The sequence below is a fragment of the Stenotrophomonas sp. YJH_SMC_94-11 genome (assembly GCF_059370435.1).
Window position 1 is genome coordinate 104,155 of the sequence record NZ_JCAFTR010000008.1, and the last position, 17,432, is coordinate 121,586.

Below are 17,432 nucleotides of genomic sequence, written 5' to 3' on the forward strand. Positions count from 1 at the left end.
CTCGAGCCCACCATGCCCCTGCCTGTCCGTAACCGCCTGCCCCGCCGCGCGCTGCTGCCGGCTGCCCTGCTTTCGTCGCTGACCCTGCTGGCCACGCCCGCCGCGTTCGCCGCCACCGATGCCGCCGGCGATGCCAAGACCCTGGACCGGGTCAGCGTCCGGGCCGAGCAGTCCGCTCCGCCGGCCAGCACCACGCGCCTGCCGATCACCCTGCAGGAAACCCCGCAGTCGGCCACCGCGATCAGCCTGCAGCGCCTGCAGGACGAATCACTGTTCAGCATCAACGATGTGATGCGCAACGTGACCGGCGTCAGCGTGTCCTTCTATGACACGCAGCGCCCGCTGTACTACGCGCGTGGCTTCGCCATCACCGACTTCCAGGTCGACGGCATTCCCACCTACAGCGGCTCCACCAACCAGGAATACGACACCGCCTTCTACGACCGCATCGAAGTGATCCGCGGTGCCAACGGCCTGCTCAGCGGCGCCGGCGTGCCGTCGGCCACGGTCAACCTGCTGCGCAAGCGCCCCGGCAAGGAATTCGACGCGTCGTTCGCGGTCAGCGCCGGTAGCTGGGACTACCGCCGCATGGAAGCCGACGTCACCGCGCCGCTGACCGATGACGGCCGTTTCCGCAGCCGCGTGGTCGCCGCTTACACCGATCGCGGGCTGTACTACGACCGTTACGACGAGAACAAGATGGCCGGCATGGCGGTGCTGGAAGGCGATGTCACCGACAGCACCACCCTCACCCTCGGCTACCAGACCCAGGACAACAACCCGACCGGTTCGACCTGGGGCACCGTGCCGTTCTTCGACAGCCAGGGCAATTTCGCCCATCTGCCGCGCTCGACCAACCTGTCGCCGAAGTGGAGCTACTGGAAGCGCGAGAGCAACACCGCCTTCGCCAACCTGGAGCAGCGTTTCGGCGACAACTGGCTGTTGAAGATCAACACCGCCTACACCCGCGGCAACGTGCAGAACGTGCGCCTGTACGGCACCGGCAACCCGGACCCGGTGACCGGCTCGGGCATCTACCTGCGTGCCGCCGCAGGTGATTCGAAGGACACCCGCCGCAATGTCGATGCTTACCTGACCGGCAGCTTCCCGCTGTTCGGCCGCGACCACGACCTCACGATCGGCGCCCAGTGGTCGGACCTGGAAGGCACCACCAATACCGTGTCGCTGAACTTCCCGGGGGACTGGGCCACCTGCGGGCGTGAGCGCTGCTACTACATCCCCAATGTGTACTCCTGGAACGGCGACATTTCCGAGGTGACCTACACCCGCACCGGCGCACGCCGCGTAGCGAAGACCACGCAGAGCGGCGTCTATCTGGCCACCCGCCTGCACCTGGCCGATCCGCTGTCGTTGATTGCCGGTGCACGCCTGAGCCGCTGGGAAACCCTCACCCGCTCCTACAACGCCACCGGCGCCTATACCGGCACCAGCGGTGCATACAAGGTGAGCGATGAAGTCACTCCGTACCTGGGCCTGGTCTACGAGATCACCCCGAACGTGTCGGCCTATGCCAGCTACACCGAGATCTTCAATCCGCAGAACTACAAGGACCGCAACGAGAACCTGCTGGCGCCGGTGCAGGGCTCGAACCTGGAAGCGGGCATCAAGACGCAGTGGTTTGATGGCCGCCTGACCGCAAATGCCGCTGTGTTCGAGGCCAAGCAGGACAACTACGCGGTGCGTGACATGGGCGTGCCGGAAGGCACGCTGAGCGACGGCAGCTCGGCCTACATCGGCGTGAACGGTACCAAGGCGCGCGGTTGGGAGATGGACGTCAACGGCGAGATCCTGCCGGGCTGGACGGTCAATGCCGGCTACACCCACGTCAAGGTCACCCGCGCCGCCACCGACCTGCTGTACGCCAACCCGCCCAAGGACCTGCTGCAGCTCAACACCCAGCTGCAGCTGCGCGGCGCGCTGGAACGCCTGAGCATCGGCGGGGGCCTGCAGTGGCAGAGCAGGGTGCAGGGCTACAACATCGCCTACCCGCTGGGCGGCACGGTAACGGTGAACCAGCCAGCGTATTCGCTGGTCCAATTCAATGCCAACTACCGAATCAGCGACAACTGGACCGCGACGCTGAGCGTGCGCAACGCGCTGGACAAGACCTACTGGGCGAACCTGGACTACAACAACTTCGGCGAGCCGCGATTCGTATCCGCCAGCCTGCGCTGGAAGTTCTGAGGCAGCCAGGGGTTGCCGGGCTGTGCCCGGCACCTTGTAGCGTCGAGCCATGCTCGACTGCTTTCTTGCTCAGGCACGGCGACGTTGAAGCGAAGAGCAGTCGAGCATGGCTCGACGCTACAGGGACCTCAATCGCCGCAGCTGCCGCCGCCCCCCCCGCCGCCATCACTGCTGCAGTCGGAGCTGCTGTGGCTGTGATGGCTGTGGTTGTCATCTGAGTAGCCACCTGAGCTGTCGTAGCTTGCGCCGCCATCCCCCCGGCTGCCCGAGCCATCGGCCGTAGCCACCGCCATGCACAGGATGGCGCCGACCAGCGGCAGCAGCCAGACCAGCAGCAGCTGCACCGTCCGGCCACCCGCCGACAGTCCATCACGCCTGACGATCACCACGGTGGCCACCACGTTCAGGCCCAGCACCAGCAGGATCAGCAGAAGGGCAACGATCAGCATTCGGCGACTCCATGCCTGGACTGGAGGCATTATGGCCTGCCACCCCGGCAATGGCCCTGCCTGTCATCAAGATGGGACAATGTGGGGGCGCGCCGGCCTGCCCCGTGGCCGCCGGCGCCCCTCGCACCACACGGAAGAAGAAGAACAACAACATGCTGAAAGTCATTTTCGATACCGACCCGGGCGTCGACGACGCCCTGGCCCTGCTTTACCTACACAAGCACGCCCAGATCGACCTGATCGGTGTCACCACCACCTTCGGCAATGCCTCGGTGGAGTCGACCACGCACAACGCGCTGTACCTGAAGCAGGCCTGGGGCTTCGCCGCCCCGGTCGCGCGCGGTGCCGATGGCCCGCTGCAGCCGGAAGCCACCCCGGAAGCCTGGCCGGTGCACATCCACGGCCACAACGGCCTGGGCAACCACCCGGTGCCGGCCAGCCTGGACGTGACCGCCGATGACCGCCCGGCCCACCAGCTGATCATCGATCTGGTCCGCGCCCATCCGGGCGAAGTGACCCTGGTCGCGGTCGGCCGCATGACCAACCTCTCGCTGGCCCTGCAGCAGGCCCCGGACATCGCCGGCCTGGTACGCGGCGTGGTGATCATGGGCGGCGCCTTCCACGTCAACGGCAACATCACCCCGGCCGCCGAGGCCAATATCTGGGGCGATGCCGAAGCCGCCGACGTGGTGTTCACCGCCAGCTGGCCAGTCACCGCGATCGGCCTGGACGTGACCACCCGCGTGGAAATGGACCGTGACGGCCTGGATAAGCTGGCCGCCATCGGCGGTGCCGACGCCGAGCTGGTCCGTGCGCTGTCGCAGGATTACGTGGACTTCTACCTGCAGGCCGGCCACAAGGGCATGGTCGTGCATGACTGCTGCGCGTGCATCGCGCTGACCCGCCCGGAACTGTTCCAGTTCGAGCGCGCCAGCGTGCGCGTGGCCACCGACGGCGTCGCCCGCGGCATGACCATTCCCAAGCCGGAAGGCCTGGCATTCGGCCCCAGCGTATGGGACGGCCACGTGGTGCAGTCGATCGCCATCGGTGTGGATGCGGCCGCGGTACTGGCCGACATCGCGCAGACCCTGAAGGTCTGACCGGCTAGCGCCTGGCCCTGCCCGGGACCGTCTCGGGCAGGGTCCACAGCACCGGCAGCACCAGCACCGCCACCAGCGCGATCATCGCGCCCGGCGCCGCCGCCCAGCCGCTGCGCTCCACCCACCATTGCGCCAGCCATGGCGTTGCCCCGCCGAAGAAGGCAGTGGCCATTGTTACCCCCAGTGCCAGGCCGCTGACCCGGCCTTCGCCTGGGAACTGCTCAGCCGTGGCCGGGGCCGCCACCGCGCTTACACCACCGGCCACGCAAGCCAGCAGCACCGCCGCCAGCACGACGCCCAGCGCTGTCGCCTGTGCCATCCACGCAAACAGGGACAGCGGCAGCAACGCTGCCAGCACGGTCAGGCCCAACAACACCGGACGTCGTCCGATGCGGTCCGACAAAGCGCCACACAGGGGCGTGATCGCGATCACTGCCACCGCCGCGATCGTCGACAGCCACAGTGCGTCACCCTCATCGTGGCCCTGCGCGTGCAGGAATGCAGGCACATAGGTGATGCCCACGTAGTAAGTGATCGATCCCAGCGCCGAAATCGCGAACGTGCGCGCCACCGCCAACGGATGATGCTGCAGCACATGCCGCAGTGGTGTGGCGGGAATGCTGCCTTCGCGGCGCTGGCGCTCGAACTCCGGCGACTCGTGCATGCCCGAACGCGCAATCAGGATCACCAGCGCAAGCGCGGCGCCGACGAGGAACGGAATCCGCCAGCCCCAACGGTCCAGCTGCACGGTGGGCAGCAGCGCGACGGTAAGTGCAGAGATCGCCACCGCCAGCAGTGCGCCCACTTCGCTGGCCGCCGAAGCCAATGACGTAACCAGGCCGCGTCGGCGCGCCGGTGCGCTTTCCAGCAGGTACGCCACCACGCCGGTATATTCGCCGCCCACCGAGAACGCCATCACGCAGCGCAGCACCAGCAGCAGCACGCCGGCCGTGGCGCCTGCGGTGGCCGCAGTCGGCAGCAGCGCGGTGGCCAGCATTGCCGCTGCCATCAACGCCATCGACGCAAGCAACATCCATCGCCGGCCGAGCCGGTCACCCAGGTGACCAAAGCACAGCGCGCCCAGCGGACGCATCAGGTAGGACACGGCGAATCCGGCCAAGGTGACCAGCAGCGCCTGCTCGCCACCGCCGAAGAACACCCGCGACAGCACCGTGGCGAAGTACAGGTACAGGGTGAAGTCGTACCACTCCACCACCGTGGACAGGCCGGCCACCCACATCGAGCGCTGTCGCGCCACAGTCATTGCGTATTCGCCTTCAACAGCCTCGATCCCGGATGTACAGGTTCGGCGCAGCGTGGCATGGACGGGGTGAAATACCGGTCATCGGCTGTCCGCTGCCTGCATGTACTGGGTTTCATGGCCGGTGAAACGTTCGCCGTCAAAGCCGAAGCAGAAGCGCCCCTCCTCGAACACGCGGTAGACCAGCAACGCGCCATCGAGGCAGAACTGCTGCTGGTCCACGCCCGTTTCCAGTGTCCCGTATCCGGTTGCATCACCGCCCTTCCCTGCCGGCCCGGTGAAGGCATCGAACGGCAGTGGCGTCGCCCTGCCTGTGCGGGTATCGACCAGTACCAGCGTGCGCTGGAAGTACTCGGGTCGATCATCGACCTGTACCAGCAGATAGTACTGGTTGAAATTGGGTTTCCGATGCTGGAGGGCATCTTCGATGGCTGCGCGGTGCCGCGCATCGCAGAAGTCGACCGGGCTGTAGCGGTAGCTGCAACCGTCGTGATCGTAGGGCAGGTTCATGCCGGAATAGCTGATGCTTCCCTCGCTGTCCACGTCGTGGCCCAGTTCCGGGGTGCTGCACAGCAGCCACGAACGCTGCGCATCCTCCGGGTCGGCCAGCAGCTTCGGCTCGCGCCCTTCCTCGTAGGCCGCACCACCCGGGAAGTCCTGCCCGAAACGCTGGCGGACGATGGGACGTGCCTTCTCCAGCGGCAGGCCGATCCTGGCCCCACGGAACGAAACGAACGTCATCGTCGGCAGGATCACTTCCTCCACCGGCAGCCCCTTCCATTGCCCCTGCACGCAGAACGTGGCGATCTCGTTCTCCCCGTCTTCCTTGCAGGGTTTCGGTGCGTTCGCCGCCAACCAGGGATGGGCCGGGCGCCCGGTCTGCTGATCGATGTACCAGCCGTCCAGCGCGCAGGTCGGCAAGGCATCCAGTAGTGGAGAGAGGTCTGCTGCGGTGGCCGGGGCGGCAAGCGGTGGGCCCGCTGTGGGTGCCACGGTCGACGCGTCCGGTGTGCGCTGGCAGGCCGCCAGCGCGAGTAGACCGGACAGCAGCGCGACGTGGCGCGGACGCCGGATTGAATGCTGCGTTCCCTGCATTGCGTGTTTCCTGGTTTCGACACTCCCTGCAGATGATCGCCGATCCCGGGGCCGTGCAGGATTGCCGCGGATCCCACATCGGGGTCAGAGCCCTTTGCCACCGGCCAAGGGATCCGACCCCGCCCGTTGCCCCGGCAGCTGCAGTTCCGCCCGCAGGCCGCCACCCTCGCGGTTGTGCAACCGCAGCGAGCCGCCCAGCGACTGCGCCAGCTGCACCGCGATGGCCAGGCCCAGGCCGGTCCCGCCGGTATCGCGATTGCGCGAGCTTTCCAGCCGGTGGAACGGCGCCAGCACTGCCTGCAGCTGGCCCTCGGGAATACCGGGGCCACGGTCGGAAATGCTGATCCACACCCTTCCGGCCTCATCGCGACCCGCCTCGATCTCGGCGGCACCGGCGTAACGCAACGCGTTGTCGACCAGATTGCCGACCACCCGGCGCAGCGGCTGCGGCCAGGTCTGCACGACCAGTCCAGCGGGCGCACCACCAATGACCGGCTTTCCCATGTCCTCGTAATCGCCGACCACACTGGCCAGGAACGCGCCCAGGTCCATCGACACCGGCGCGCCACTGGCGACGTGGCTGCTGCGCGCATAGGCCACGCCCTCACGCACCAGTTGACCCAGGTGGTCGAGGTCGGCCAGCAGCCGCTGCTGGGTGCTGTCTTCAGGCAGGGTCTCCACCCGAAGCTTCATGCGCGTGATAGGGGTCTGCAGGTCATGCGAGATCGCGGCCAGGATCTGCAGGCGCTCACTGACATGGCCACGAATGCGTGCCTGCAGTGCATTGAGTGCAGCCGCCGCGCCGCCCACTTCCGCAGGGCCATCTTCAGGCAGTGCAGGCCCGTCCTTGCCCGGCTGCAGATGCTCCACCGCATGCGACAGCTGCTGCAGCGGGCGCAGGGCCAGGCGCACCGCCAACCACGCGCACACCAGCAGCAGCGCCAGCTGCACCAGCAGCACGGCGGGCAGCCAACGTGCCAGCGGCAGGCCCGACGGAGTGACTTCAATGGTCAAGGGTGTGCCGTCGTGCAGGCGCAGTTCCACCTCGAACCGCTCCGGCAGGCGAGCCACCTGGCGCGCCTGCAACGGATAGCGGTGCTGCAGGCTGTCGTCGATGATCGCCGTGACCTGGCGTGCACGGTCGGTCTGCAGCCCTGGTCCGGCCGCGGCCGGGCGCAGCAGGTAACGGTAGGTGCGCCGCTCCAGCCGCGGCACCCAGGCCTCACGCTGCGCCACAGGCAGGTGCTCCAGCAGCGCGACACTCACCGCCACATCCTCGTCGAGGTTGCGCAGCATCATGCTACGGGTGGACTGGTAGCGTTCGAAGAACAGCAGGCCGAAGGACAGCGCGTGGGCCAGGGTGAGTCCGCCCAGCAGGACCAGCAGCAGCCGCGCCGACAGCGTGCGCGGCCAGCGTGGACGGCGTGCGCAGGTGTTCATTCGTCCGGCCCCAGCAACTGCACCGGCACGCTGAACACATAGCCTTCGCTGCGCACGGTCTTGATGTAGGTCGGCTCGCGCGCGTCGTCACCCAGTCGCTGGCGCACGCGGCTGACCAGCAGGTCGATCGAGCGATCAAACAGTTCGGCATCGCGGCCCTGGGTGAGGCTGAGCAGCTGGTCACGGCTAAGCACCCGATTGGCGTGGTCGAGGAACACGCGCAACAGGCGGAACTCGGCGCCACTGAGCGGATACGCAGTGTCCTGCGCATCCAGCAGATGGCGCGCGGTGGTGTCCAGGCGCCACTCGCCGAAGGCGAGCTGGCGCCCGGCCTCGCTCACCTGCAGGTTCGGCGGCAGCATCTGCGTGCGGCGGATCACGGCGTTGATGCGCGCCAGCAGTTCGCGCGAGGAAAAGGGCTTGGTCACGTAGTCGTCAGCGCCCATTTCCAGGCCGATGATGCGATCGGTTTCGTCATCGCGGGCGGTCAGCAGCACCACCGGCACCGCACGATGCTTGCCGGCGCGCAGGTTGCGGCACAGGCTCAGGCCGTCCTCGCCCGGCATCATCACGTCCAGCACCACCAGATCCACCGCATGGGTATCCATCAGCGCGCGCATGGCCCGGCCACCGTCGGCCTGGCTCACGCGCAGGCCGTTGCGCTGCAGGTAGTCGGCCAGCATCTGGCGGATCTCGCTGTCATCGTCGACGACCAGGATGTGCGGTACATGGTTCATTGCGTTCTCGATGAAGACGGAGGTCAGGGCCGCGCTGCGCGGCCATGGTAGCGCGGCTCAAGGGCTGGCCAGCAGGCGCTGGATCTCGCTTTCGGTACGTGCGTAGTCGCCCTCGCCGTAATGGCGGTAGACCACCCGCCCCTGCCGGTCGAGCAGGTACAGCGCGGGCCAGAAGCGGTTGCCCCAGGCGTTCCAGATCCGGTACTGGTTGTCCTGCACCACCGGCCAGGTGATATCCAACCGCGCGATGGCCTTGCGCACGTTGCCGGGCAACCCTTCATGGGCGAATTCCGGCGTATGCACGCCGATCACCTTCAGGCCCTGCGGCGCGTAGCGTGCATGCCACTGGTGGACATACGGCGCCACGTTGAGGCAGTTGCTGCAGGTGTAGGTCCAGAACTCGACCAGCACCACCTGTCCCCGCAACTGCTTCAGTGTGAGCGGTGGGCTGTTGTGCCAGGGCCCGCCACCGTCGAACCCGGTGGCGGGAACGGCCTGTGCCGGCCGCGCATCGGCCTCCGGGCTGGGCCATGCCAGCAACAACACCGCTCCGCCCAGCAGGCCCAGCAGCAGCGGCAGTGCGTACCCTCGCAGTGCGGCCATCGCTCAGCCCCCCTGCTCGGCCAGCGGCAGCTCCACCGGCTTCACCCCCGCCGCTTCCAGGATGCTGTCGGCCACCTGCGCCGGATGCGAAAGCAGCGACACATGGCTGCTGCCGATCGATTGCAGCTGAGCACCGATGCGACGTGCGGTCGCGGCCTGCAGCTGTGGCGACAGCATGCGGTCATCACGGCTGAGCACGTACCAGCTCGGCTTGCTGCGCCAGGCCGCCACGTTCACCACCTCGCCCAGCGCGCTGGCCTTCAACGGGACCTGCGTGCTGTACAGCAGTGCGGCCGACTTTTTCATCACGTCCGGGGCGAAGTCCTGGGCGATGGCATCGGCCGGCAAGGTCAGGTAGCCATCCCTCTCCTGCAGCCGGGCCAGGCCCGGCCCAACCGGGAAGCCTTCGCCCTGTTGCGCCGAAGACTGCCCTGCATCCGGTGCGAAGGCCGCCACGTACACCAGCGCCTGCACCTTCGGGTCATTGCCCGCTTCGGTGATGACCGTGCCACCCCAGCTGTGGCCGACCAGCACCACCTTGCCAGGCGCGGCGGCAATCGCGCGGCGGGTGGCCGCCACATCGTCGGCCAGTGAGGTGAGCGGGTTCTGCACCGCCACCGCCGGCACCTTCCAGTCGTGCAGCGTGGTGAGGACCTTGCTCCAGCTGGAGCCATCGGCGAAGGCGCCGTGCACCAGGATGACGGTGGGCGGTGCAGCGGTATCGGCCTGGGTAGCGAAGGCGGGGGCGGCAGCGCCGGCCAGGGCGAGAGCGGCGACAAGCAAGGAGGTACGGATCATGGGTGTCACTCCGGTGTTGGGAGTGGCCATTTCCGCCTGCCGGTGTATCGGCGCTGTTTCTCCGTGGCGCGGGGTTGTACCGGACTGTAGGGCGCAGGCGGGTTTCTACACTGGGATACATTTGCGCGACGGGCCAGGCCGGCTACTACCGGCCGGACATCGTTCCCCGCCCGCGTGCGCACAACGCCCCGGTGTGCATCCACGCATCGTCTTTGTATCGGACTGTACGAAACCCCGGTCGCGGCCACAGTCGCTGACAAAACCCCGGGCAACGGCACACGTTGCCGATACCTGCACCACCTGGAATGGCCTCCATCGACCACTGGCCCGCAGGACACCATCATGATCAGCACCGCCTCTTCCGTGTATACCCCCCGCCTGGACGCCGTCGGCCGCTGGCTGTCGCCATTGGCGCTGCGCACCCTGCTGGCCTGGGAGTTCTTTGAGTCCGGCCGCGAGAAGCTGGGCGGCCAGAACTGGTTCGCCGACCTGGAAGGTCGCTTCCCGTTCCCGTTCTCCACCCTGCCCGCATCGTTGAACTGGCAACTGGCCACCTGGCTGGAACTGGTGGGTGCGGTGATGCTGCTGCTCGGCCTGGCCACGCGCTCGGTGGCCTACGTCTTCTGGGTGTTGACGGTGGTCGCCATCGCCGCCGTGCACTGGCCCGACCAGTGGAACGGCCTGAGTGAACTCTGGCAGGGCTACGCGATCACCGACCAGGGCTACGGCAACTTCAAGCTGCCGCTGCTGTTCCTGGCCATGCTGCTGCCATTGATCCTCAACGGCGGTGGCGCGCTCAGCGTGGACCGGCTGCTGGCCGGCCCACAGCATGCCCCCGTCGGCAATGACGGCCTGGGCTGGGGCGTCAGCCTGATCGCCCTGTTGCTGCCGGTTGCCGCGCTGTTGCCCGGCGTCGGCTTCGGCGGCGCCCTGCTCGGTGGCGTGCTGCTGCTGGGCTACGCGCTGCGCCGTCGTCGCACCGCCTGACCTGCTTCGCCCCTTCCCGCGCTTCTTCCTTTCGTTTCCGTCGCCTTCAGGCGGCGTCCATCCCGCACGCCTGGCGTGCCATCCCCAAGGAGTCACCACCATGTCCGTCTCGACCAAGAACACCCCCTCCTCCCGCCTGCCGCGCATTGGTGCCATCGGCATCGCCCTGGCCGGTGGCCTGCTGCTGGCCGGCCAGGCCGCAGCGATCCAACCGCTGGCGATCAGCGCCGTCGCCATGAGCGCCGCCGCCGAAGGCAAGTGCGGCGAAGGCAAGTGCGGGGCCAACAAGGCCACCACCGGCAAGCCCGCCGGCAAGGCCAAGGTGGCCGAGGGCCAGTGTGGCGAAGGCAAGTGCGGCGACGCCTCGTTTGCCCGCACCGACCGTGACCACGACGGCAAGGTCTCGCGCGCCGAGTTCAACGCGGTGGCCGCCAAGCGTGCCGCCGAGTTCGACCGCATCGACACCGACCACGACGGTTACATCAGCGAGCAGGAAGCGCACGACTACCTGCGCAGCGTCTACACCGCCAACGGCAAGCCGATGCCGAAGGGTCTGTTCTCCCGCGTTGCCGATTGATCGACGTCCAACCGGCGCCGCCTTCAAGGCGGCGCCCTCTCTCTGGAGCATCCGCCATGTCCCTGCCCCTGCCCTCCAATGCCGCCGGTCTTGGCCTGCGCCGTGGCCTGATCGACGAACTGCTGGCAATGCCGGCCGGTGCCATCGACTTCCTCGAAGTGTCCCCTGACAACTGGATCGGCGTCGGCGGTGCACACGGCGCCGCGCTGCGCCAGCTCAGCGAGCGCCACCCCCTGACCTGCCACGGCCTGTCGCTGTCGCTGGGAGGTCCTGATCCGCTGGACCGCACCCTGCTGGCACAGACCCGTGCCTTCCTCGACCTGCACCAGGTGCAGTTGTACAGCGAACACCTGAGCTACTGCGCCGCCGGCGGACATGTCTACGACCTGCTGCCGCTGCCGTTCACCGCCGAAGCCGTACAGCATGTCGCCGGTCGCATCGCCCAGGTGCAGGACATGCTGGGCCGGCGCATCGCCGTGGAGAACATCTCCTACTACGCCGTTGCCGGCGCGGACATGAGCGAGATCGACTTCATCAACGCCGTGCTCGCCGAAGCCGACTGCGACCTGCTGCTGGACGTCAACAACGTCTTCGTCAACGCCTGCAACAACGATTACGACGCTTTCGAATTCCTGGCCCGCGTGCCGTCCCACCGTGTTGCCTCGCTGCATGTGGCCGGCCATTTCGATGAAGGTGATGGCTTCAAGATCGATACCCACGGTGCCCCGGTGAAAGGCGTGGTCTGGGCGCTGTTGCGCGAGGCCTATGCGCGGGTCGGCGTGCGCCCCACGCTGCTCGAACGCGACTTCAACTTTCCGACGCTGGCGGAGTTGCTGACCGAGGTTGCGCGGATCCGCCAGGCGCAGGTCGAGGCACGTTCACCCGGGGTGGCCCATGGCTGAGTCGCTGGCTACCCTGCAACGGCGCTGGGCCGATCATGTGCGCGACCCAGCAATGGCCGCACCCGACGGCGTCGAGGCGGGCAGGCTGGCGGTATACCGCCGCCTGTGCATCGACAGCCTGGACGCCCTGCTGGCCGGCAGCCTGCCGCGCCTGCAACAGCAGTTGGGCACGCCACACTGGCGCGACACAGTGGAGCACTACTACGCCCACCACGCCTGCCAGACCCCGTTGTTCCCACAGATCGCCGGCGAATTCACGGCCTGGCTGGCAGTGCAGGACACGCTGGCACTCCCGGCTTGGGCAGCGGAACTGGCGCACTACGAGAGCACGCTGCAGTCGCTGCACATTGAAGCGCGTGACGCCGGGCAGTCGCTGCACAGCGTTCCCGAGGGCAGCGATGTGCTGGCGGTTTCGCCGCTGGTGCGGGTGCTGGGCTACAAGTCGCCGGTGCACGAGGACGAGGGGCTGGAACCGGTGCCGAGCGCTGCGCCCACGCTGCTGCTGATCCGGCGCCTCGCCGATTTCAGCCTGCAGGTCGAGCAACTGTCGCCGCTGGCCTACGCGCTGCTATCGATCTTTGGTGACGACGGCGCAGCTGTGGAAGCAGCACTCCGGGCGCTGTCCGAGGCACATGGCGTGGCAACGGACGCATTGCGCGCGGCCTGCGCGCCGGTACTGGGCGAGCTGTGTGCGGCGAGCGTGCTGGTTGTGCCGAACGACTGTTGAGGGTGCCGGCCAGCGGCCGGCGCTACCCACTCATCGCCCGGCCAGCGGCCGGTGCTCCCCATTCCTGCTTCGAGGTCTCACCATGCCTGCTTACAACACTTCCTTCCTGCACGGCTGGCGCCTGTTTGTGGCCATGGCCGTGGTCCTGATCGCATTCGCGCTGGCGGCCTTCGCCCTGTATCCCGATGCAGCCGAAGGCAGCCGTGCGGCGATACGGGTCACTGCACGTACATCGTTCCTGCTGTTCCTGGCGGCGTTCACCGCATCGTCGTTCGCCAGTCTTCTGCCCGGCCCATTCACCCGGTTCCTGCTGCGCGAACGGCGCACCGTCGGTTTGTCCTTCGCGTTTTCGCACCTGCTGCATGCCATCGCCATCACCAGTTTCGGCATCCTCAACCCGGCGTTCTGGCCAGCACGATCCGCGCTGGCCAACCTCCCGGGCACGGTGGGCTACATCGCCATCCTGGCGCTGGCCATCACCTCGCATCGGGGGATCGCCCGCCGCATGGGCCCCACCGCTTGGCGTCGCCTGCACCTGACCGGCATGTGGATCATCGCGGCGGTGTTCACCTACTCGTACTTCAAGCGCGTGCCAGGCAACTTCTGGTATGCGGTGCCATCGGCACTGCTGTTCACCGCCTTCGTGGTGCGCTGGATAGCCAAGCGGGCGCAGTCACTGCGGCGCAATGCGCATGCGCGGCCGCCGCTGCGGAGTTCTTGAGGTGGCGGTTACTTGTAGAGCCGAGCCCATGCTCGGCTGCCTCTCTGGTTCAGCCGAGCATGGGCTCGGCTCTACAGAGGGATCCCAGCGCGATAGGCAGCGAACTCACTGCGCAAAGGGACCTCCCCACTTCAGGTCACGGCGCGCGGCGCAATGTCACCAGGGTGATCTCCGACGGCACGCCGATGCGCGCCGGGAAACCGGCCCAGAGGCCCGCACCGTTGCCCACGTACAGCGTCATCCCATCCACGTCATAGCGGCCGGAGACAAAACCGCCATTGGCTCGCTTCACCAGCTGGTCCATGCCGATGATCTGCCCACCGTGAGTGTGCCCGGACAATTGCAGCTTCACGCCGCGCGCCGCCGCCTCGCGTGCATTGCGCGGGCGATGATCGAGCAGGATCACCGGCGCGGACGGATCGGCACCCTCCAGTGCAGCCTGGAGATCCGGCAGCGGCAGGCCGTAGCGTGCCGCCACCGGGTCGGTGACACCGGCGATGGTGAGCGCCGCATCGCCGCGTCGTACCTGCAGATGACTGTTCTCCAGCACCTGCATGTGCAGCGCGCGGAACGCCTGCATCCACTCCTGGTACTGCGCGTAGTACTCGTGGTTGCCGGTAATGGCAACGACACCGTCCGGCGCCCGCAGATCGGCCAGGGGTCGCGCGTCGTCGCGACGGGCCTCGACGCTGCCGTCGATCAGATCACCGGTGATCACGATCAGGTCCGGCTTCAGCGCGTTGCCCTGGTCCACCACCCTGCGCACCCAGTCACCTGTCAGCAGGCGGCTGGCATGGATGTCGGTCAGCTGCAGCACGCGATAGCCGTCGAACGCCGCTGGCAGCCCGGCAATGCTCACCTCGATCTGCCGCGGCTGGGGCACTGCCATGCCCTGGCTGACACCATAACCACTGACCAGCAGGGCCAGCACGCCGGCCGCCGGCCGCAGCTGCGGTGCACGCAGGGCCGATACCATGCGCGGCCAACGCAGCAGGCGCGAAACCAGCAGGCCGGCGTCCAGTACCAGCATCACCAATGCCAGCAGCAGCACCGCCGTGGAGCCGGTGGCCAGCGTGGCGATGGCCAGTTTCGGAATTTCCGGCGACGCCATCGTGCCCCAAAAGGTCGCCACGATGCGCAGCTGCACGGCCACAGCCACCATCAGCAGCGACAGCACGACCTTCAACCCGATGGGCATGCGCAGCGGCCAGAACAGGCGCCAGGCCACATACAGGCCCATCAACAAACCGATCGTACTCAGCACTGCAACCATCCATGACAAAAAGCGGGCCCGCCATGGTGACGGCTGCGGGCCATGTTGTGTAGAGCCGAGCCATGCTCGGCTGCATCCCCGAAGCCCAGCATGGGCTCGGCTCTACAACGGCTGGTCGAGGTGTTCCACCCGCAGGCGGGCAATGCGGCGCTTCTCCATCGCCAGCACGGTGATGCGCACACCCGCCACCTCCACCGCATCGCCGGTGTCCGGCAGCCGGCCCAGCTGCTCCAGCACCAGCCCGGAGATGGTCATGTAGTCGGCACTGCGTGGCAGCGATACGCCGGTCAGCCGCTGCAGGTCGTCCAGGGTCAGCGCACCGTCGGCCTCCCACTGGTCCTCGCCCTGTGCGACCACGCCATAGCGCTCGTCCTGGGTATCGACCAGATCGCCGGCAATCGCCGCCAGCAGATCGTTGGCGGTCACCAGGCCCTCCACGCTGCCGTACTCATCCACCGCCACCGCCAGCGGTACCGGATGCTGGCGGATCAGTTCCAGCGCCTGCAGCGCACTGGCGCTGGACAGCACGTACTGCGGCTCGCGCAGGTTGCCTTCCAGCTGCAGCGGCCTGCCCTGCAGCAGGTCAGCCAGCAGGTCGCGGCTCTGCACCACGCCACGCAGGCTGTCCAGGTCACCATCGCCCACCAGCAGCCGGGTGTGTGGCGAGGCCACCAGGCGGGCCACCACATCCTCCTGGCCCCGCGCCAGGTCGATCCACTGCACATCCGCGCGCACGGTCATTACGCTCGACACCGGACGGTCAGCCAGGCCCAGCACGCTACGGATCATCTCGTGCTCGGCCGGCTGCAGGCGCTCTTCGGCATCTACCGGCTCGTCCACGCCGTCATCGGCATGGCCGTTGGCCGGGCGCGCCCCGAGCATGCGCAGCACCGCATCAGCGGTGCGCTGGCGGAACGGCTGGCGGCGCTCGTTGCGCTCACGATTGAAACGCACCCACTGATTGAACGCCTCGACCAGGATCGAGAAGGCGATCGCCGCGTACAGGTAGCCCTTCGGGATCTTGTAGCCCAGGCCCTCGGCCACCAGGCTGAAACCGATCATCAGCAGGAAGCCCAGGCACAGCACCACCACGGTGGGATGCTTGTTGACGAAGCGGGTCAACGGCTTGCTCGCCAGCAGCATCAGCGCCATCGCGATGGTGACGGCGGCATACATCACGCCCAGGTTGTCGACCATGCCGACCGCGGTGATCACCGAGTCCAGCGAGAACACCGCATCGAGCACCACGATCTGCGCCACCACCATTGCGAAGCTGGCGTAGACCTTCTTGCCGTCTTCGTGGTGCGCGCGGCCTTCCAGCCGTTCGTGCAGCTCCATGGTGCCCTTGAACAGCAGGAACAGGCCACCGCCCAGCAGGATCAGGTCACGCCCGGAGAAGCTGTGCTCGAACAGCGTAAGCAGCGGCGCGGTCAGTTTCATGATCCAGGCCAGCGCCGCCAGCAGCACCAGCCGCATCAGCAGGGCCAGTGCCAGGCCGATCACCCGCGCGCGGTCGCGCTGGTGTGGCGGAAGCTTGTCGGCAAGGATCGCGATGAACACCAGGTTGTCGATGCCGAGCACGATCTCAAGCACGACCAGGGTTGCAAGGCCCATCCATATCGAGGGGTCAGCCAACCATTCCATTTCAGGTCCGTTTCGTCAGTAGGTAAGGGAGAAGAACAAACACTCAGTCTGCGTCCTGCGCCCGCGACGGGTCGTACCCGAGCAGGTCGCCAGGCGTGCATTGCAGCTCCCGGCAGATCGCATCCAGCGTGGAAAAGCGGATGGCGCGCGCCTTGCCGGTCTTCAGGATCGACAGGTTCGCCAGGGTGATGTCGATGCGACCGGCCAGCTCGGACAGGGTCATGCCCCGTTCCTGCAGCACGCGGTCCAGGGTGATGACGATTGCCATCAGATGACACCGTCGAGGTCATCGCGCATCGCCGCGCCCACGGCGAAGACGCGTGCCAGCACGAACAGCATCAGCACCGCCACCAGCCCGGTGATCGACATGCCGCCGCCCACCTCCATCCAGCTGAAGTCCGGGCCCATCCAGGCCGCGTAGGCGCCGATCAGGATCGACAGCAGCTCCATCGCCAGCATCAGCCACGCCATGCGTCGCAGGCGCTGCGCATTGGCGTGGGTGAAGGGCCTTTCGCGCGCCGCCGATTTCAGCAGCCGCAGCAGATGGCGCAGGAACAGCAGGCACAGCACCAGCAGCGCGACGATCACAGCCAGCCCCAGGCAGAAGTGCAGGAACAGGGCGTTGCCGTGCGCAGCAGCGGCAGCGGCATCGTGGACGCTGTCGAGCAGCCAGCGACGGTCGTGCGCGACCAACGGCACGGCCAGCAGTGCGGCCAGGATGCCCAGCCAGCACATCGCCCGGACGGCCTGGACGGCGGCCTGGGCCAGGGTGAACAAGCCTCGCGCGGGTCTGGCGCGGGCGGGACGAGCGGTCAAGCGGCCTCCGGCATTGGGGCGGCCCCGCCGCCCCGGGATGTATTTATCGATAAACGATATATCACAACCTGCATGAAAGGCTGAATCGCGGGCATGG

At 67.4% G+C, this 17,432-nt stretch carries 18 protein-coding genes; 7 read left to right on the plus strand and 11 right to left on the minus strand.

The features are described from left to right. The first annotated feature begins 12 nt into the window (after positions 1–12). Positions 13–2,205, plus strand: a complete 2,193-nt coding sequence (locus tag AC5P74_RS14715; RefSeq protein WP_329841487.1) for a TonB-dependent siderophore receptor — start codon at positions 13–15, stop codon at positions 2,203–2,205. A gap of 128 nt (positions 2,206–2,333) precedes the next feature. Here AC5P74_RS14715 and AC5P74_RS14720 read toward each other — a convergent pair whose 3' ends face one another. Further along, a complete protein-coding gene (locus AC5P74_RS14720) occupies positions 2,334–2,654 on the minus strand; it encodes a hypothetical protein (protein WP_253134262.1) in 321 nt (106 codons plus the stop codon). Positions 2,655–2,806: 152 nt separating this feature from the next. On the opposite strand from AC5P74_RS14720, the gene AC5P74_RS14725 reads away from it, so the two are divergent. Continuing rightward, entirely contained in the window at positions 2,807–3,754 is a 948-nt protein-coding gene (locus AC5P74_RS14725) for a nucleoside hydrolase (RefSeq protein ID WP_346607748.1), read from the plus strand. Positions 3,755–3,758: 4 nt separating this feature from the next. On the opposite strand, the gene AC5P74_RS14730 is transcribed toward AC5P74_RS14725, so the two are convergent. The 6 genes from AC5P74_RS14730 to AC5P74_RS14755 form a co-directional block, all read right to left on the minus strand. Beyond that, complete coding sequence (locus AC5P74_RS14730; RefSeq protein ID WP_346607747.1) at positions 3,759–5,018, minus strand: MFS transporter; 1,260 nt, start codon at positions 5,016–5,018, stop codon at positions 3,759–3,761. 78 nt (positions 5,019–5,096) lie between these two features. Next, the gene (locus AC5P74_RS14735; RefSeq protein WP_206620958.1) at positions 5,097–6,110 is read right to left on the minus strand and encodes a hypothetical protein; all 1,014 of its coding nucleotides are present in this window, start codon (positions 6,108–6,110) and stop codon (positions 5,097–5,099) included. An 84-nt stretch (positions 6,111–6,194) separates the two neighbouring features. Beyond that, positions 6,195–7,550, minus strand: coding sequence for a sensor histidine kinase (locus AC5P74_RS14740; RefSeq protein WP_206620959.1), 1,356 nt, complete (start codon positions 7,548–7,550; stop codon positions 6,195–6,197). After that, entirely contained in the window at positions 7,547–8,287 is a 741-nt protein-coding gene (locus tag AC5P74_RS14745) for a response regulator (RefSeq protein ID WP_005415664.1), read from the minus strand. Before AC5P74_RS14745 ends, AC5P74_RS14740 begins: the two co-directional genes overlap by 4 nt. A 57-nt stretch (positions 8,288–8,344) precedes the next feature. Further along, positions 8,345–8,890: a redoxin family protein gene (locus AC5P74_RS14750; protein WP_095377751.1), complete on the minus strand. Its 546-nt coding sequence runs from the start codon at positions 8,888–8,890 to the stop codon at positions 8,345–8,347. A gap of 3 nt (positions 8,891–8,893) precedes the next feature. After that, positions 8,894–9,688 (minus strand): alpha/beta fold hydrolase, encoded by a 795-nt coding sequence (locus AC5P74_RS14755; protein ID WP_329841479.1) that lies wholly within the window; start codon positions 9,686–9,688, stop codon positions 8,894–8,896. A 342-nt stretch (positions 9,689–10,030) separates the two neighbouring features. Between AC5P74_RS14755 and AC5P74_RS14760 the strand changes: the two genes are divergently transcribed. The 5 genes from AC5P74_RS14760 (at position 10,031) to AC5P74_RS14780 (ending at position 13,602) form a co-directional block, all read left to right on the plus strand. Then, positions 10,031–10,675, plus strand: coding sequence for an HvfX family Cu-binding RiPP maturation protein (locus tag AC5P74_RS14760; protein ID WP_206620963.1), 645 nt, complete (start codon positions 10,031–10,033; stop codon positions 10,673–10,675). Positions 10,676–10,775: 100 nt separating this feature from the next. After that, positions 10,776–11,252 carry an HvfA family oxazolone/thioamide-modified RiPP metallophore gene (locus AC5P74_RS14765; protein WP_069139051.1) on the plus strand — a complete coding sequence of 159 codons (477 nt, stop codon included), beginning with the start codon at positions 10,776–10,778 and terminating at the stop codon, positions 11,250–11,252. Positions 11,253–11,308: 56 nt separating this feature from the next. Next, positions 11,309–12,154, plus strand: a complete 846-nt coding sequence (locus AC5P74_RS14770; RefSeq protein ID WP_346607745.1) for an HvfB family MNIO-type RiPP peptide maturase — start codon at positions 11,309–11,311, stop codon at positions 12,152–12,154. Continuing rightward, positions 12,147–12,881 carry an HvfC family RiPP maturation protein gene (locus AC5P74_RS14775; protein ID WP_171958104.1) on the plus strand — a complete coding sequence of 245 codons (735 nt, stop codon included), beginning with the start codon at positions 12,147–12,149 and terminating at the stop codon, positions 12,879–12,881. Before AC5P74_RS14770 ends, AC5P74_RS14775 begins: the two co-directional genes overlap by 8 nt. 82 nt (positions 12,882–12,963) lie before the next feature. Further along, the gene (locus AC5P74_RS14780) at positions 12,964–13,602 is read left to right on the plus strand and encodes a ferric reductase-like transmembrane domain-containing protein (RefSeq protein ID WP_053497626.1); all 639 of its coding nucleotides are present in this window, start codon (positions 12,964–12,966) and stop codon (positions 13,600–13,602) included. A gap of 136 nt (positions 13,603–13,738) precedes the next feature. Here the strand turns inward: AC5P74_RS14780 and AC5P74_RS14785 are convergent, their stop codons facing one another. The 4 genes from AC5P74_RS14785 to AC5P74_RS14800 all read right to left on the minus strand — a co-directional run bounded on the left by AC5P74_RS14785 (position 13,739) and on the right by AC5P74_RS14800 (position 17,254). Then, complete coding sequence (locus tag AC5P74_RS14785) at positions 13,739–14,875, minus strand: metallophosphoesterase (protein WP_053497624.1); 1,137 nt, start codon at positions 14,873–14,875, stop codon at positions 13,739–13,741. A gap of 102 nt (positions 14,876–14,977) precedes the next feature. Then, on the minus strand, positions 14,978–16,519 hold the full coding sequence (locus AC5P74_RS14790) for a TerC family protein (protein WP_138952972.1): 1,542 nt from the start codon (positions 16,517–16,519) through the stop codon (positions 14,978–14,980). Between the two features lie 43 nt (positions 16,520–16,562). Beyond that, a complete protein-coding gene (locus AC5P74_RS14795; protein ID WP_171957758.1) occupies positions 16,563–16,787 on the minus strand; it encodes a helix-turn-helix domain-containing protein in 225 nt (74 codons plus the stop codon). Further along, on the minus strand, positions 16,787–17,254 hold the full coding sequence (locus tag AC5P74_RS14800; RefSeq protein WP_053497667.1) for a DUF2975 domain-containing protein: 468 nt from the start codon (positions 17,252–17,254) through the stop codon (positions 16,787–16,789). Before AC5P74_RS14800 ends, AC5P74_RS14795 begins: the two co-directional genes overlap by 1 nt. Positions 17,255–17,432 lie beyond the last annotated feature (178 nt).

Bases quoted from the DNA above. Each gene is read 5' to 3' on its own strand.
- AC5P74_RS14800 (WP_053497667.1), bottom strand. From the start codon at position 17,254: ATGTGCTGGCTGGGCATCCTGGCCGCACTGCTGGCCGTGCCGTTGGTC.
- AC5P74_RS14755 (WP_329841479.1), bottom strand. From the start codon at position 9,688: ATGATCCGTACCTCCTTGCTTGTCGCCGCTCTCGCCCTGGCCGGCGCT.
- AC5P74_RS14750 (WP_095377751.1), bottom strand. From the start codon at position 8,890: ATGGCCGCACTGCGAGGGTACGCACTGCCGCTGCTGCTGGGCCTGCTG.
- AC5P74_RS14715 (WP_329841487.1), top strand. From the start codon at position 13: ATGCCCCTGCCTGTCCGTAACCGCCTGCCCCGCCGCGCGCTGCTGCCG.
- AC5P74_RS14735 (WP_206620958.1), bottom strand. From the start codon at position 6,110: ATGCAGGGAACGCAGCATTCAATCCGGCGTCCGCGCCACGTCGCGCTG.
- AC5P74_RS14790 (WP_138952972.1), bottom strand. From the start codon at position 16,519: ATGGAATGGTTGGCTGACCCCTCGATATGGATGGGCCTTGCAACCCTG.
- AC5P74_RS14725 (WP_346607748.1), top strand. From the start codon at position 2,807: ATGCTGAAAGTCATTTTCGATACCGACCCGGGCGTCGACGACGCCCTG.
- AC5P74_RS14745 (WP_005415664.1), bottom strand. From the start codon at position 8,287: ATGAACCATGTACCGCACATCCTGGTCGTCGACGATGACAGCGAGATC.
- AC5P74_RS14720 (WP_253134262.1), bottom strand. From the start codon at position 2,654: ATGCTGATCGTTGCCCTTCTGCTGATCCTGCTGGTGCTGGGCCTGAAC.
- AC5P74_RS14795 (WP_171957758.1), bottom strand. From the start codon at position 16,787: ATGGCAATCGTCATCACCCTGGACCGCGTGCTGCAGGAACGGGGCATG.
- AC5P74_RS14775 (WP_171958104.1), top strand. From the start codon at position 12,147: ATGGCTGAGTCGCTGGCTACCCTGCAACGGCGCTGGGCCGATCATGTG.
- AC5P74_RS14730 (WP_346607747.1), bottom strand. From the start codon at position 5,018: ATGACTGTGGCGCGACAGCGCTCGATGTGGGTGGCCGGCCTGTCCACG.
- AC5P74_RS14760 (WP_206620963.1), top strand. From the start codon at position 10,031: ATGATCAGCACCGCCTCTTCCGTGTATACCCCCCGCCTGGACGCCGTC.
- AC5P74_RS14740 (WP_206620959.1), bottom strand. From the start codon at position 7,550: ATGAACACCTGCGCACGCCGTCCACGCTGGCCGCGCACGCTGTCGGCG.
- AC5P74_RS14785 (WP_053497624.1), bottom strand. From the start codon at position 14,875: ATGGTTGCAGTGCTGAGTACGATCGGTTTGTTGATGGGCCTGTATGTG.
- AC5P74_RS14780 (WP_053497626.1), top strand. From the start codon at position 12,964: ATGCCTGCTTACAACACTTCCTTCCTGCACGGCTGGCGCCTGTTTGTG.
- AC5P74_RS14765 (WP_069139051.1), top strand. From the start codon at position 10,776: ATGTCCGTCTCGACCAAGAACACCCCCTCCTCCCGCCTGCCGCGCATT.
- AC5P74_RS14770 (WP_346607745.1), top strand. From the start codon at position 11,309: ATGTCCCTGCCCCTGCCCTCCAATGCCGCCGGTCTTGGCCTGCGCCGT.